At 58.4% G+C, this 13,224-nt stretch carries 12 protein-coding genes; 9 read left to right on the forward strand and 3 right to left on the reverse strand.

What is annotated here, in order from left to right; all coding sequences use genetic code 11:
• Window position 1: 1 nt before the first annotated feature.
• The 3 genes from recF to dnaA are packed head-to-tail and all read right to left on the reverse strand — an operon-like array spanning window position 2 to window position 3,795.
• Complete coding sequence (recF, locus tag BLU76_RS00645) at window positions 2-1,105, reverse strand: DNA replication/repair protein RecF (protein WP_063323653.1); 1,104 nt, start codon at window positions 1,103-1,105, stop codon at window positions 2-4.
• A 20-nt stretch (window positions 1,106-1,125) separates the two neighbouring features.
• Window positions 1,126-2,229, reverse strand: a complete 1,104-nt coding sequence (gene dnaN / locus BLU76_RS00650; RefSeq protein WP_003196145.1) for a DNA polymerase III subunit beta — start codon at window positions 2,227-2,229, stop codon at window positions 1,126-1,128.
• A gap of 39 nt (window positions 2,230-2,268) precedes the next feature.
• Window positions 2,269-3,795 carry a chromosomal replication initiator protein DnaA gene (gene dnaA, locus BLU76_RS00655; RefSeq protein ID WP_092147503.1) on the reverse strand — a complete coding sequence of 509 codons (1,527 nt, stop codon included), beginning with the start codon at window positions 3,793-3,795 and terminating at the stop codon, window positions 2,269-2,271.
• A 566-nt stretch (window positions 3,796-4,361) separates the two neighbouring features.
• Here dnaA and rpmH point away from each other — a divergent pair.
• The 9 genes from rpmH (at window position 4,362) to BLU76_RS00705 (ending at window position 13,089) form a co-directional block, all read left to right on the forward strand.
• Window positions 4,362-4,496, forward strand: coding sequence for a 50S ribosomal protein L34 (gene rpmH, locus BLU76_RS00660; RefSeq protein ID WP_003213577.1), 135 nt, complete (start codon window positions 4,362-4,364; stop codon window positions 4,494-4,496).
• 16 nt (window positions 4,497-4,512) lie between these two features.
• Window positions 4,513-4,914: a ribonuclease P protein component gene (gene rnpA / locus BLU76_RS00665; RefSeq protein ID WP_003207107.1), complete on the forward strand. Its 402-nt coding sequence runs from the start codon at window positions 4,513-4,515 to the stop codon at window positions 4,912-4,914.
• Window positions 4,907-5,152: a membrane protein insertion efficiency factor YidD gene (yidD, locus tag BLU76_RS00670; RefSeq protein WP_010465488.1), complete on the forward strand. Its 246-nt coding sequence runs from the start codon at window positions 4,907-4,909 to the stop codon at window positions 5,150-5,152. Before rnpA ends, yidD begins: the two co-directional genes overlap by 8 nt.
• 2 nt (window positions 5,153-5,154) lie before the next feature.
• Window positions 5,155-6,837 (forward strand): membrane protein insertase YidC, encoded by a 1,683-nt coding sequence (yidC, locus tag BLU76_RS00675; RefSeq protein WP_063323654.1) that lies wholly within the window; start codon window positions 5,155-5,157, stop codon window positions 6,835-6,837.
• A gap of 79 nt (window positions 6,838-6,916) precedes the next feature.
• Entirely contained in the window at window positions 6,917-8,287 is a 1,371-nt protein-coding gene (gene mnmE / locus BLU76_RS00680) for a tRNA uridine-5-carboxymethylaminomethyl(34) synthesis GTPase MnmE (protein WP_092147509.1), read from the forward strand.
• A gap of 564 nt (window positions 8,288-8,851) precedes the next feature.
• Window positions 8,852-10,750 carry a tRNA uridine-5-carboxymethylaminomethyl(34) synthesis enzyme MnmG gene (gene mnmG, locus BLU76_RS00690; RefSeq protein ID WP_092221089.1) on the forward strand — a complete coding sequence of 633 codons (1,899 nt, stop codon included), beginning with the start codon at window positions 8,852-8,854 and terminating at the stop codon, window positions 10,748-10,750.
• A gap of 5 nt (window positions 10,751-10,755) precedes the next feature.
• The gene (gene rsmG, locus BLU76_RS00695) at window positions 10,756-11,391 is read left to right on the forward strand and encodes a 16S rRNA (guanine(527)-N(7))-methyltransferase RsmG (protein WP_170845928.1); all 636 of its coding nucleotides are present in this window, start codon (window positions 10,756-10,758) and stop codon (window positions 11,389-11,391) included.
• Window positions 11,392-11,409: 18 nt separating this feature from the next.
• Window positions 11,410-12,207 carry a ParA family protein gene (locus BLU76_RS00700; protein ID WP_003207100.1) on the forward strand — a complete coding sequence of 266 codons (798 nt, stop codon included), beginning with the start codon at window positions 11,410-11,412 and terminating at the stop codon, window positions 12,205-12,207.
• Window positions 12,208-12,216: 9 nt separating this feature from the next.
• Complete coding sequence (locus tag BLU76_RS00705) at window positions 12,217-13,089, forward strand: ParB/RepB/Spo0J family partition protein (RefSeq protein WP_003207098.1); 873 nt, start codon at window positions 12,217-12,219, stop codon at window positions 13,087-13,089.
• Window positions 13,090-13,224: the final 135 nt, after the last annotated feature.

Raw genomic sequence — 13,224 nt, forward strand, 5'->3', positions numbered from 1 at the left:
TTCACTCCCGATGGTCGTGGGTCTGGGTGATACGGCCCTGTTCCACGTGGAACAGGGCGACTGGCGTTTCCGTCTGCCAGCCTTCCCTCAATAATTCGTGGTCTACACAGGTGATGAACACCTGGCAGCGTAAGTCTTCCAACAAGCGGCAAAGCGCGCGACGGTGGGCTTCGTCCAACTCGGACGGCAAGTCATCCACCAGATAAATACACTGACCACGCCGGGCCTGGCTGACCAGGTGTCCTTGGGCAATACGCAAGGCACACACCACTAACTTCTGTTGCCCCCGGGACAAGATGTCCGCGGCATTATGCGCGCCCAATCTGAGGCGCAAGTCAGCGCGTTGCGGTCCAGCCTGGGTATGGCCCATCTGCTGGTCCCGCTGCAACGAGCCAGCCAACACGGTGCTCAATTCCCGGTCCTTGTCCCAGCCTCGGTAATAGCTGAGCGTCAGGCCCTCAAGCTCAACCAGTTCGCTCAAGGTCTGCTCGAAGACCGGTTTCAAGGCTTTGATGTAAGCGCGGCGGTATTCATCGATTTCAGCGCTGGCCTGGCACAGTTCCCTGTCCCAAACCGCTTGCGAAACGGCGTCAAGTGTACCATGTCGCAGCCAAGAGTTTCGCTGGCGCAACGCCTTCTGCAGGCGTTGCCAAGTCGCCATGAACCGCGGTTCCACGTGGAACACGCCCCAGTCGAGAAATTGCCGACGAATCTTCGGTGCGCCCTCCAACAGACGGAAGCTGTCCGGGTTGATCAACTGCAATGGCAGGATCTCGGCCAGCTGAGCGGCGCTGCGAGCGTTCTGCCCATCGATGCGGATCTGGAACTCGCCCTGCCGGTCCCGCGAGATCCCCAGGGCGCTATGACCGCCTTCTGCCAGCTCCACCTGCCCGAACACGGTGCATGCCAGTTGATCGTACTGGATGACCGGTAACAGGCGGGTGCTGCGAAACGAACGGGCAAGCCCCAGCAGGTGCACGGCTTCCAGGACGCTGGTTTTGCCGCTGCCGTTGGCGCCGTAAAGGATATTGATGCGGGGGGAGGGGGAGAAGGTCACCGGGTGCAGATTGCGCACCGCGGTGACCGAGACGCGACTTAAGGACATCTAGCTTCTGCTGGGCATGATTACAGACGCATCGGCATGACAACGTAAGCCGAATCGTCGTTATCAGACTCTTGCACCAGTGCACTGCTGTTGGAGTCGGACAGGATCAGACGCACTTGCTCGGTGGTCATCACGCCCAGCACGTCGAGCAGGTAGCTGACGTTGAAGCCGATTTCCAGGGAGCCGCCGTTGTACTCAACGCCTACTTCTTCTTCCGCTTCTTCCTGCTCCGGGTTGTTCGCCTGGATCTTCAGCTGACCATTGGCCAGTTGCAGACGGATGCCACGGTACTTCTCGTTAGACAGGATCGCGGTACGGCTGAAGGCTTCGCGCAGGGCCTGGCGATCGCCCAACACCAGCTTGTCACCGCCTTTTGGCAGCACGCGCTCGTAGTCAGGGAACTTGCCGTCGACCAGCTTCGAGGTGAAGGTGAACTCACCGGTGGTGGCGCGGATGTGGTGCTGGCCCAACACGATGCTGACGTTGCCGTCCGGCTCGGTCAGCAGGCGAGCCAGTTCCAGGATACCTTTACGCGGCACGATCACCTGGTGGCGATCAGGCTGACCGATATCAGCCTGCATCGAGCACATGGCCAGGCGATGCCCGTCGGTGGCAACGGCGCGGATGACGCCGGCGGAAACCTCCAGGAGCATGCCGTTGAGGTAATAACGCACGTCCTGCTGGGCCATGGCGAAACTGGTGCGTTCGATCAGGCGACGCAATTTGCTCTGGTCCAGGCTGCAGGTCAGCGAACCTGGGCCTTCTTCCACGGTCGGGAAATCGTTGGCCGGCAGGGTCGACAAGGTGAAGCGACTGCGACCGGCCTTGACCACGAGCTTCTGCTCATCGACCTTGATGTCGATCAGCGCGTCGTTGGGCAGGCTCTTGCAGATGTCCATCAGCTTGCGCGCCGGCACGGTGATGGAACCCGGATCAGCCGGTTCTTCAAGTTGCACACGACCGACCAGCTCGACTTCCAGGTCGGTACCGGTCAGCGACAATTGCTGGCCTTCGACAACCAGCAGCACGTTGGAAAGTACCGGCAAGGTCTGGCGGCGTTCGACGACGCCTGCGACCAGTTGCAGGGGTTTCAACAGGGCTTCGCGTTGAATGGTGAAATGCATGGTCTAGTCCCTTGCCTTAATAAGCTGCGCTGGTGGTCATCAAGTGGTCAGTGTACGCAGCAGGTTCTTGTAGTCCTCGCGGATGTCCGCGTCGGATTCCTTAAGTTCGTTGATCTTGCGGCAGGCGTGCAGCACGGTGGTGTGGTCGCGTCCGCCAAACACATCGCCGATTTCCGGCAGGCTGTGGTTGGTCAGTTCCTTGGACAGGGCCATGGCCACCTGACGCGGACGTGCTACCGAACGCGAACGGCGTTTGGACAGCAGGTCGGAAATCTTGATTTTGTAGTATTCCGCAACGGTTCGCTGAATGTTATCCACAGAAACCAATTTGTCCTGAAGCGCCAACAAGTCCTTCAAGGATTCGCGAATCAACTCGATGGTGATGTCGCGGCCCATGAAGTGCGAGTGAGCGATCACCCGCTTGAGGGCACCTTCGAGCTCTCGCACGTTGGAGCGGATACGCTGGGCGATGAAGAACGCGGCGTCGTGAGGCAGCTCGACCTTGGCCTGGTCGGCTTTCTTCATCAGGATCGCGACCCGGGTTTCCAGCTCGGGCGGCTCGACGGCCACCGTCAGGCCCCAGCCGAAACGCGACTTGAGACGTTCTTCAAGGCCTTCGATTTCTTTCGGGTAGCGGTCACTGGTGAGAATGACCTGCTGCCCGCCTTCAAGCAATGCGTTGAAGGTGTGGAAAAACTCTTCCTGGGAACGTTCCTTGCGGGCGAAGAACTGAATATCGTCGATCAGCAGAGCGTCCACCGAACGGTAGAAACGCTTGAACTCGTTGATCGCGTTCAGCTGCAGCGCCTTGACCATGTCGGCCACGAAACGCTCGGAATGCAGGTACACGACCTTGGCATTCGGGTTCTTCTTTAATAGGTGGTTGCCCACCGCATGCATCAAGTGGGTCTTACCCAAGCCTACGCCACCATAAAGGAACAGCGGGTTGTAGCCATGCTTGGGGTTATCCGCGACCTGCCAGGCCGCAGCGCGAGCCAGTTGGTTGGATTTACCTTCGACGAAATTCTCGAAGGTAAAGGTCCGATTCAGGTAGCTGGTGTGCTTGAGCGCACCTTCGACCTGGACGGTGCGCTGTTCGGCACGCACCGGCGCCTGCTGGGAGCTGGCACCGGCCATGGGGTCGAAGCTGTCCCGCGAGGGCTCTTCGCTGACCTCGGCGACCTTTTGTGCGCTGCGTTTGCTCGGGGCAGGCGCGGGTGCCGGGGCGGCATGGTTGTTAACCGGTGCCGTTGCAGCCTGCTGGGCCTGTGACGCTGCGGCGGCCAGCGGCGCATTGGGTGCGGCGCGCGGTGCCGAGCTGCGCTTGCTGCCTATTAATAAGGACAACGCAGGCGCCATGCCATTGCCATGCTCGTCGAGCAGTTCCATGACCCGGCCCAGGTACTTTTCGTTGACCCAGTCGAGAACGAAACGGTTCGGTGCATAGACACGCAACTCGTCGCCTTCGGCTTCGACCTGTAGTGGACGGATCCAAGTGTTGAATTGTTGGGCAGGCAGCTCATCGCGCAAAAGCTCCACGCACTGCTGCCAAAGTTCCACTGACACGGATATCCCCTAAGTTGAAAGCCGGTGAGGCAAAAACAAGCGGCCATTGTAGCGAGCAGACGCCCACTTATCCACATGCAGCTTGCTGATCGCCCATGATTTATCAATGCGTTAACCGCGAGAAAGACGACGGGCGGTCAGTGGATAAGCTCTGTGGATAACCGGGCCTGAGGTCGTTGCACAAGTGGGGGCGAAAGTCGGTGGATAACCGGCCTGTGGATAACATGGCTTTCCACACACAGCTTATCCGACAGCGCAGCACAGGCTGGCCACTGCTTTCCCCTGTAGTTGTCATTCTCTGTACATGGCGTGCTACAAGGCCTGAGCATGGTTATCCACAGACAGGTGGCGGCCTTGCTTTTATAAGCTTTACAGAAAAGCTTTAAATAATTCCCTTCTTTATTTCTATATCTAGCGTCGTGTGATGAATCCGCCCAAGCGTCCGGATATCTATTTAAAGGAAACGCTGGTTGGAAATTGACCTAGAGGCTTGCTTTCTCTAGAATCCTCGGTCTCTTAAAACGGGGGCCATTCCGGCCCGTTGTGGACGAACCAGGTAACACGACATGAAACGTACTTTCCAACCAAGCACTATCAAACGCGCTCGTACCCACGGTTTCCGTGCTCGCATGGCTACCAAGAACGGTCGTGCCGTCCTGTCGCGTCGTCGCGCCAAAGGTCGTGCGCGTCTGGCAGTTTGATAATCCGGCACTGGAGGTGAGTCAGGACTTCAGTCGGGAAAAGCGTCTGCTTACACCCCGGCATTTCAAGGCAGTCTTTGACTCCCCTACCGGCAAGGTTCCGGGGAAAAATCTCCTGCTCCTTGCGCGCAGTAACGATCTCGATCACCCCCGACTAGGGCTGGTTATCGGGAAAAAGAGCGTCAAGCTCTCTGTTCAGCGCAATCGCCTCAAACGTCTGATGCGCGAATCGTTTCGCCTGAACCAGGATTCACTGGTTGGATGGGACATTGTTATCGTCGCGCGCAAAGGTTTGGGTGACGTAGAAAACCCCGAATTGATTCAGCATTTCGGCAAGCTCTGGAAACGTCTGGCCCGCAACAAGCCAGTACCAGCAGTCAACACCGAAACTGTAGGGGTAGACAGTCCCGATGCGTAAACTGGCACTCGTTCCGATCCAGTTTTACCGCTATGCCATTAGTCCTTTGATGGCCAGTCACTGTCGTTTCTACCCCAGTTGTTCCTGCTACGCGTACGAAGCCATAGAAAATCATGGCCTACTGCGCGGTGGCTGGCTGACCTTTCGTCGTTTAGGTCGCTGTCATCCGTGGAATCCCGGCGGTTATGACCCGGTTCCGCCTATCCCTACCTCCCGTTCTTCTTCGATGGCCGAGTAATCATGGATATCAAACGCACGATCCTGATCGTCGCCCTGGCAATCGTGTCCTACGTCATGGTCCTTAAATGGAACCAGGACTATGGCCAGGCTGCCCTGCCGACTCAGAATGTTGCAGCCAGCAATACCGCACCGAGCCTGCCGGATGCCCCAGTTGGCAACAATGCTGCCAGCAATGACGACATCCCGCGCGCGGCAAGCGATACCAGCGCTCCCGCCGAAGCCCCGGTGGCCGTAAGCAAAGATCTCATCCAGATCAAGACGGACGTGCTCGAGCTGGCAATCGATCCACAAGGTGGTGACGTCGCCCAGCTGAAGCTGCCGCTGTATCCACGTCGCCAGGATCATCCGGAAATCCCGTTCCAGTTGTTCGACAACGGTAACGAGCGCACCTATCTGGCCCAAAGTGGCCTGATCGGTACCAACGGCCCGGATTCGAGCCCGGCCGGTCGCCCGGTCTACTCCGCCGAGAAGAAGACTTATCAACTGGCTGACGGTCAGGACCAACTGGTTGTCGACCTGAAGTTCAGCAAGGATGGCGTCAACTACATCAAGCGTTTCACCTTGAAACGTGGCCTGTATGACGTAACCGTCTCTTACCTGATCGACAACCAGAGCGCCCAGCCTTGGTCCGGCGCGATGTTTGCGCAACTCAAGCGTGACGCCAGCGACGATCCTTCCTCCAGCACGGCCACCGGCACCGCGACTTACCTGGGCGCCGCCCTGTGGACAAGTTCGGAGCCGTACAAGAAAGTGTCCATGAAGGACATGGACAAGGGCCAGATCAAGGAAACCGTTCAAGGTGGCTGGGTTGCCTGGCTGCAGCACTATTTTGTAACTGCCTGGATCCCGCAGAAGGGCGAAAACAACGTCGTCCAGACGCGTAAAGACGGCAAAGGCAACTACATCGTCGGCTACACCGGCCCGGCATTGACCGCCGCGCCAGGTGCAAAAGTCGAAACCAGTGCCATTCTGTACGCCGGTCCTAAAAGCCAGGCGGTACTGAAAGAGTTGTCCCCAGGTCTGGAATTGACCGTGGACTACGGTTTCCTGTGGTTCATTGCCCAGCCGATCTTCTGGCTGCTGCAACATATCCACAGCATCGTCGGTAACTGGGGTTGGTCGATCATTTTCCTGACCATGCTGATCAAGGGGATTTTCTTCCCGTTGTCGGCCGCCAGCTACAAATCCATGGCTCGCATGCGCGCAGTGGCCCCGAAACTGGCGGCCCTGAAAGAACAACATGGCGATGACCGGCAGAAAATGTCCCAGGCCATGATGGAGCTGTACAAGAAAGAGAAGATCAACCCGTTGGGTGGTTGCTTGCCGATTCTTGTACAAATGCCTGTGTTCCTGGCGCTGTACTGGGTGCTGCTGGAAAGCGTGGAGATGCGCCAGGCACCGTTCATGCTGTGGATTACCGACCTGTCGATCAAGGATCCGTTCTTCATCCTGCCGATCATCATGGGCGCGACCATGTTCATCCAGCAGCAGCTGAACCCGACGCCTCCGGACCCGATGCAGGCGAAGGTGATGAAAATGATGCCAATCATCTTCACCTTCTTCTTCCTGTGGTTCCCGGCGGGTCTGGTGCTGTACTGGGTTGTGAACAACGTGTTGTCCATTACCCAGCAGTGGTACATCACGCGTAAGATCGAAGCGGCTGCGAAAAAAGCCGAGGCGTAACTTGCTCTGTGGATAACCACACAAAACGCCCCCTAGTGGGGCGTTTTGCTATCTGCCACTTTTGTCTGGATATCGGTTTATGAGCGCACCGCGTGAAACCATTGCCGCCGTTGCCACCGCCCAAGGTCGTGGAGGGGTCGGCATCGTCCGTATTTCGGGGCCCTTGGCCAGTGTCGCGGCCAGGGCAATCAGCGGTCGTGAACTCAAACCGCGGTTTGCTCATTACGGTCCGTTTTTCAGTGATGACCAGCAGGTCCTCGACGAGGGGCTGGCCTTGTATTTCCCGGGGCCGAATTCGTTCACCGGCGAAGACGTGCTGGAACTGCAAGGGCACGGCGGCCCCATCGTGCTGGACATGCTGCTCAAGCGTTGCCTGGAGCTGGGCTGTCGCCTGGCCCGGCCGGGCGAGTTCAGTGAACGGGCATTCCTCAACGACAAGCTCGACCTGGCCCAGGCCGAGGCGATCGCCGATTTGATCGAAGCCAGTTCTGCACAGGCGGCCCGCAACGCATTGCGATCCTTGCAGGGTGCGTTTTCCCAGCGTGTGCATAACCTCACCGAACAATTGATCGGCCTGCGGATTTACGTCGAGGCCGCGATTGATTTCCCGGAAGAGGAAATCGACTTCCTAGCCGATGGCCACGTGCTGAGCATGCTGGATAAAGTGCGCGATGAGTTATCCACCGTACTGCGCGAAGCCGGGCAGGGTGCCTTGTTGCGCGATGGGATGACCGTGGTGATCGCTGGGCGGCCGAATGCCGGCAAGTCCAGCCTGTTGAATGCCCTGGCCGGGCGCGAGGCGGCGATTGTCACCGAGATCGCCGGCACCACTCGGGACATCCTGCGTGAACATATCCACATCGATGGCATGCCACTGCACGTCGTGGATACCGCAGGTTTGCGCGACACTGATGACCGGGTGGAAAAAATCGGCGTTGAGCGGGCGCTCAAGGCCATCGGTGAAGCCGACCGGGTCCTGCTGGTGGTGGATGCCACCGCACCGGAAGCGGACGATCCATTTGCCTTGTGGCCTGAATTCCTCGAAGTCCGCCCGGATCCCGCGAAAGTCACCTTGATCCGTAACAAGGCCGACCTGACCGGGGAAGCGATTGTCCTTGAGGTCAGCAACGACGGCCATGTGACGATCAGCCTGAGCGCAAAGGCGGCGGGTGAAGGCCTGGAACTGCTGCGTGAACACCTCAAGGCCTGCATGGGCTATGAGCAGACCTCGGAAAGCAGCTTCAGCGCCCGCCGGCGGCATCTTGAAGCCTTGCGCCATGCCAGCGCCGCCCTGGAACACGGTCGCGCGCAGTTGACCTTGGCGGGGGCGGGTGAGTTGTTGGCCGAAGACCTTCGCCAGGCCCAACATTCCCTTGGGGAAATTACCGGCGCCTTCAGCTCCGATGACCTGTTGGGGCGGATCTTTTCCAGCTTCTGCATCGGTAAATAACCCCGCTTTTCAAACCGGGTTTGTCCTCGAAGCCTCTCGAGTCCAACGCAAACCCGGTTCCTCCTCTCTATTTTTGAAACGATTGCCATTGATGGCGGCTTGCCTGTGGACGCTGCGGTGATCCATCGCGGCGGTTTTCTGTGGATTAAGCCCTGTGAATAACTGCCACTGAGGTCGGTTGATAAACCCCCCTCAAATCTGAAGATAACCGCCTCTGTGGATAAAAGGCCCATTCATCCACAGGCTTACACCGGTTATCCAACCCCCTCATTGCCACCTGACCACAGGGTTTTGAATCTCTGTACACATTGAAAATAAAGGCCTGTGTAATGTTATCCACAGATAGTAGGCTCAGTAAGAATAAACATAAAAATAAAGGTTTTATAAATTTCTTTCTTTTTAATTTTTTTAACCGCGAGTTTTCCACAGCTGGTTAAATTTTGTGCAAAGGGTTCTTTAGGAAAGGGGAAGTCCCTATACTTGCCGACCTGGCTCGAAAAACGCTCTGGCCAGGCTCAAGACCTATTTCCGAATTACCTGAATTAAGCAGGCACGAGGTGCGTGGTGGATTTCCCTTCCCGTTTTGAAGTGATCGTCATCGGCGGCGGTCATGCCGGTACCGAGGCAGCACTTGCATCAGCACGCATGGGGGCAAGAACCCTGTTGCTGACGCATAACGTGGAAACCCTCGGTGCCATGAGTTGCAACCCTGCCATTGGTGGGATTGGCAAGAGCCACCTGGTCAAGGAAATCGATGCCCTAGGCGGCGCGATGGCCATGGCCACCGATAAAGGTGGTATTCAGTTTCGCGTATTGAACAGCCGCAAAGGCCCAGCCGTGCGCGCTACTCGCGCCCAGGCCGACCGAATCCTGTACAAGGCCGCTGTCCGCGAAATCCTGGAAAACCAGCCGAACCTGTGGATATTTCAACAAGCAGCGGATGACCTGATTGTCGAGCAGGACCAGGTACGCGGTGTCGTCACACAAATGGGCCTGCGTTTCCTCGCCGATTCCGTAGTGCTGACCACCGGGACATTCCTCGGTGGACTTATCCACATTGGTTTGCAGAACTTTTCCGGTGGTCGCGCGGGTGATCCGCCGTCGATCGCTCTGGCTCATCGTTTGCGTGAGCTGCCGTTGCGTGTCGGGCGCTTGAAAACCGGTACGCCACCGCGTATCGACGGTCGGTCTGTGGATTTCTCGGTGATGACCGAGCAGCCTGGCGATACGCCGATCCCGGTCATGTCGTTCATGGGCAACAAGGAACAGCATCCACGGCAAGTCAGTTGCTGGATCACCCACACAAATGCCCGCACCCATGAAATTATTGCGGCGAACCTCGACCGTTCGCCGATGTATTCCGCTGCCGGTGAAATCGAAGGCATCGGCCCGCGTTATTGCCCGTCGATCGAAGACAAGATCCATCGCTTCGCCGACAAGGAAAGCCACCAGGTCTTCATCGAGCCGGAAGGCCTGACGACCCACGAGCTGTACCCGAACGGGATCTCAACCTCCCTGCCGTTCGATGTGCAATTGCAGATCGTGCAGTCGATTCGCGGTATGGAAAACGCCCACATCGTTCGCCCGGGCTACGCCATCGAGTACGACTACTTCGATCCGCGTGACCTGAAGTACAGCCTGGAAACCAAGGTCATTGGCGGCCTGTTCTTCGCCGGGCAGATCAACGGCACCACCGGTTACGAAGAGGCCGGCGCCCAAGGGTTGTTGGCCGGTGCCAACGCGGCACTGCGCGCCCAGGGCAAGGACAGCTGGTGCCCACGCCGCGATGAGGCCTACATCGGCGTACTGGTGGATGACCTGATTACCTTGGGCACCCAGGAACCGTATCGGATGTTCACGTCCCGCGCCGAATATCGCCTGATCCTTCGCGAAGACAACGCCGACTTGCGCCTGACCGAGAAAGGTCGTGAGCTGGGGCTGGTGGATGATGTGCGTTGGGCCGCGTTCTGCAAGAAACGTGAGAGCATCGAACTGGAAGAGCAGCGCCTGAAAAGCACCTGGGTTCGCCCTGGTACCGAGCAGGGCGATGCCATTGCCGCGAAATTTGGCACGCCGCTGACCCACGAATACAACCTGCTCAACCTCTTGAGCCGCCCGGAAATCGATTATGCCGGGTTGGTGGAAGTGACCGGCCAAGGGGCGGAAGATCCACAAGTGGCCGAGCAGGTCGAAATCAAGACCAAGTACGCCGGTTACATCGACCGTCAGCAAGACGAAATCGCCCGTCTGCGCGCCAGTGAGGACACCAAGCTGCCTGTGGATATCGATTACACCGGCATTTCCGGGTTATCGAAGGAAATCCAGAGCAAGCTCGGTGCGACCCGTCCAGAGACCCTGGGCCAGGCCTCGCGCATTCCCGGCGTCACGCCAGCGGCGATTTCCCTGTTGATGATTCATTTGAAAAAACGCGGCGCGGGCCGCCAGTTGGAGCAAAGCGCTTGAGTTCGATGGTCACCTCGCAACACGCTGAAGAGTTATCCACAGGTGCCCGTCAGCTTGGTGTCAACTTGACCGAAGCCCAGCACGCGCAATTGCTGGGTTATCTGGCGTTGTTGATCAAATGGAACAAGGCCTACAACCTGACCGCCGTGCGCGATCCGGACGAAATGGTCTCGCGCCATTTGCTCGACAGCCTCAGCGTCATGTCCTTCATCGAAAACGGTCGCTGGCTGGATGTTGGCAGTGGCGGTGGCATGCCGGGCATCCCGCTGGCGATCCTGTTTCCCGACTCGCAAGTGACCTGCCTGGACAGCAACGGCAAGAAAACCCGCTTCCTGACCCAGGTCAAACTCGAACTCAAACTGGATAACCTGCAAGTTATCCACAGCCGTGTCGAAGCGTTCCAGCCTGCACAGCCTTTCAACGGGATCATCTCCCGGGCGTTCAGCAGCATGGAGAACTTCAGCAACTGGACGCGCCACCTGGGCGACGCCGATACGCGCTGGCTGGCAATGAAGGGCGTTCATCCGGCCGATGAGCTGGTAGCATTGCCGGCAGACTTCCACCTCGATAGCGAACACGCCTTGGCCGTACCCGGTTGCCAAGGCCAACGCCATCTGCTGATACTGCGCCGCACGGCATGATTGGGAACACAAGCAAGAATGGCTAAGGTATTCGCGATAGCGAACCAGAAGGGTGGTGTGGGCAAGACCACCACCTGTATCAACCTCGCAGCATCCCTGGTCGCGACCAAGCGCCGGGTGCTGTTGATCGATCTCGATCCACAGGGCAACGCCACCATGGGTAGCGGTGTGGATAAGCATGGCTTGGAAAACTCCATCTACGACGTCCTGATCGGCGAATGCGATCTGGGCCAGGCCATGCACTTCTCCGAACACGGCGGTTATCAACTGCTGCCGGCCAACCGTGACCTGACGGCGGCCGAAGTGGTGCTGCTGGAAATGCAGATGAAGGAAAGCCGCCTGCGCAGCGCCTTGGCGCCGATCCGGGAAAACTACGATTACATCCTGATCGACTGCCCGCCGTCGCTGTCGATGCTGACCCTCAACGCCCTGGTGGCGGCCGATGGGGTGATTATCCCCATGCAGTGCGAATATTTCGCATTGGAAGGCTTGAGCGACCTTGTGGATAACATCAAGCGCATCGCCGAACTGCTGAACCCGGACCTGAAGGTCGAAGGCCTGCTGCGGACCATGTACGACCCGCGCCTGAGCCTGATGAACGATGTGTCGGCCCAGCTCAAGGAACACTTCGGCGAGCAGCTCTACGACACGGTCATCCCGCGGAACATCCGCCTGGCCGAAGCGCCCAGCTACGGCATGCCGGCCCTGGCCTACGACAAACAATCCCGTGGTGCGCTGGCCTACCTGGCCCTGGCGGGCGAGATGGTTCGCCGTCAGCGCCGTAATCCACGCACCGCTGCAGCCCAGCCAACTTAAGGAAACCCCATGGCCGTCAAGAAACGAGGTCTCGGACGTGGACTGGATGCACTGCTCAGTGGTCCCACTGTCAGTTCGCTGGAAGAGCAGGCCGTACAGGTCGATCAACGCGAGTTGCAGCACTTGCCGCTGGACCTGATCCAGCGCGGCAAATACCAGCCGCGCCGGGACATGGATCCCCAGGCGCTGGAAGAACTGGCCCAGTCGATCAAGAGCCAGGGCGTGATGCAACCGATCGTGGTCCGGCCGATCGCCAACGGGCGCTTCGAGATCATTGCCGGCGAACGTCGCTGGCGCGCCAGCCAGCAGGCCGGCCAGGAAACCATTCCGGCGATGGTCCGCGATGTGCCGGATGAAACCGCCATCGCCATGGCGCTGATCGAGAACATCCAGCGCGAAGACCTCAATCCGATTGAAGAAGCCGTGGCCCTGCAACGTTTGCAGCAGGAGTTCCAGCTGACCCAGCAACAAGTTGCCGAGGCGGTGGGCAAGTCCCGCGTGACCGTGGCCAATTTGTTGCGCCTGATTGCGTTGCCGGAAGTCATCAAGACCATGCTGTCCCATGGCGACCTGGAAATGGGCCATGCCCGTGCATTGCTCGGTTTGCCGGAAAATCAACAGGTTGAAGGGGCGCGACATGTTGTCGCACGCGGTCTGACTGTGCGCCAAACTGAAGCACTGGTTCGTCAGTGGCTGAGTGGCAAACCGGCCCCTGTCGAGGCACCCAAAACCGATCCTGATATCGCTCGCCTGGAACAGCGCCTGGCCGAGCGCCTGGGCTCTGCGGTGCAGATCCGCCACGGCAAGAAGGGCAAAGGGCAACTGGTGATTGGCTACAACTCCCTCGATGAGCTGCAAGGCGTCCTTGCACACATTCGCTGAAACAATTGCTCTTGTAGCGCGCAGTCGGAAATCACTACCTGGCAGTTGAATAGGGGCAGAACCGCCCCTATACTCTGCGCGCATTTTGTCGGCACAAATTATGCCAAGTTATTGAATTATGGCGGCCGACTATTG

The sequence above is a fragment of the Pseudomonas sp. NFACC08-1 genome, from assembly GCF_900106735.1.
Classification (GTDB): Bacteria; Pseudomonadota; Gammaproteobacteria; order Pseudomonadales; family Pseudomonadaceae; genus Aquipseudomonas; species Aquipseudomonas fluorescens_Q.

What these genes read in the sequence shown, in the direction of transcription:
- yidD (WP_010465488.1), top strand. Translation starts at nt 4,907, where the DNA reads ATGCGTAAACTGGCACTCGTTCCGATCCAGTTTTACCGCTATGCCATT.
- recF (WP_063323653.1), bottom strand. Translation starts at nt 1,105, where the DNA reads ATGTCCTTAAGTCGCGTCTCGGTCACCGCGGTGCGCAATCTGCACCCG.
- BLU76_RS00700 (WP_003207100.1), top strand. Translation starts at nt 11,410, where the DNA reads ATGGCTAAGGTATTCGCGATAGCGAACCAGAAGGGTGGTGTGGGCAAG.
- rpmH (WP_003213577.1), top strand. Translation starts at nt 4,362, where the DNA reads ATGAAACGTACTTTCCAACCAAGCACTATCAAACGCGCTCGTACCCAC.
- BLU76_RS00705 (WP_003207098.1), top strand. Translation starts at nt 12,217, where the DNA reads ATGGCCGTCAAGAAACGAGGTCTCGGACGTGGACTGGATGCACTGCTC.
- dnaN (WP_003196145.1), bottom strand. Translation starts at nt 2,229, where the DNA reads ATGCATTTCACCATTCAACGCGAAGCCCTGTTGAAACCCCTGCAACTG.
- mnmE (WP_092147509.1), top strand. Translation starts at nt 6,917, where the DNA reads ATGAGCGCACCGCGTGAAACCATTGCCGCCGTTGCCACCGCCCAAGGT.
- rsmG (WP_170845928.1), top strand. Translation starts at nt 10,756, where the DNA reads ATGGTCACCTCGCAACACGCTGAAGAGTTATCCACAGGTGCCCGTCAG.
- yidC (WP_063323654.1), top strand. Translation starts at nt 5,155, where the DNA reads ATGGATATCAAACGCACGATCCTGATCGTCGCCCTGGCAATCGTGTCC.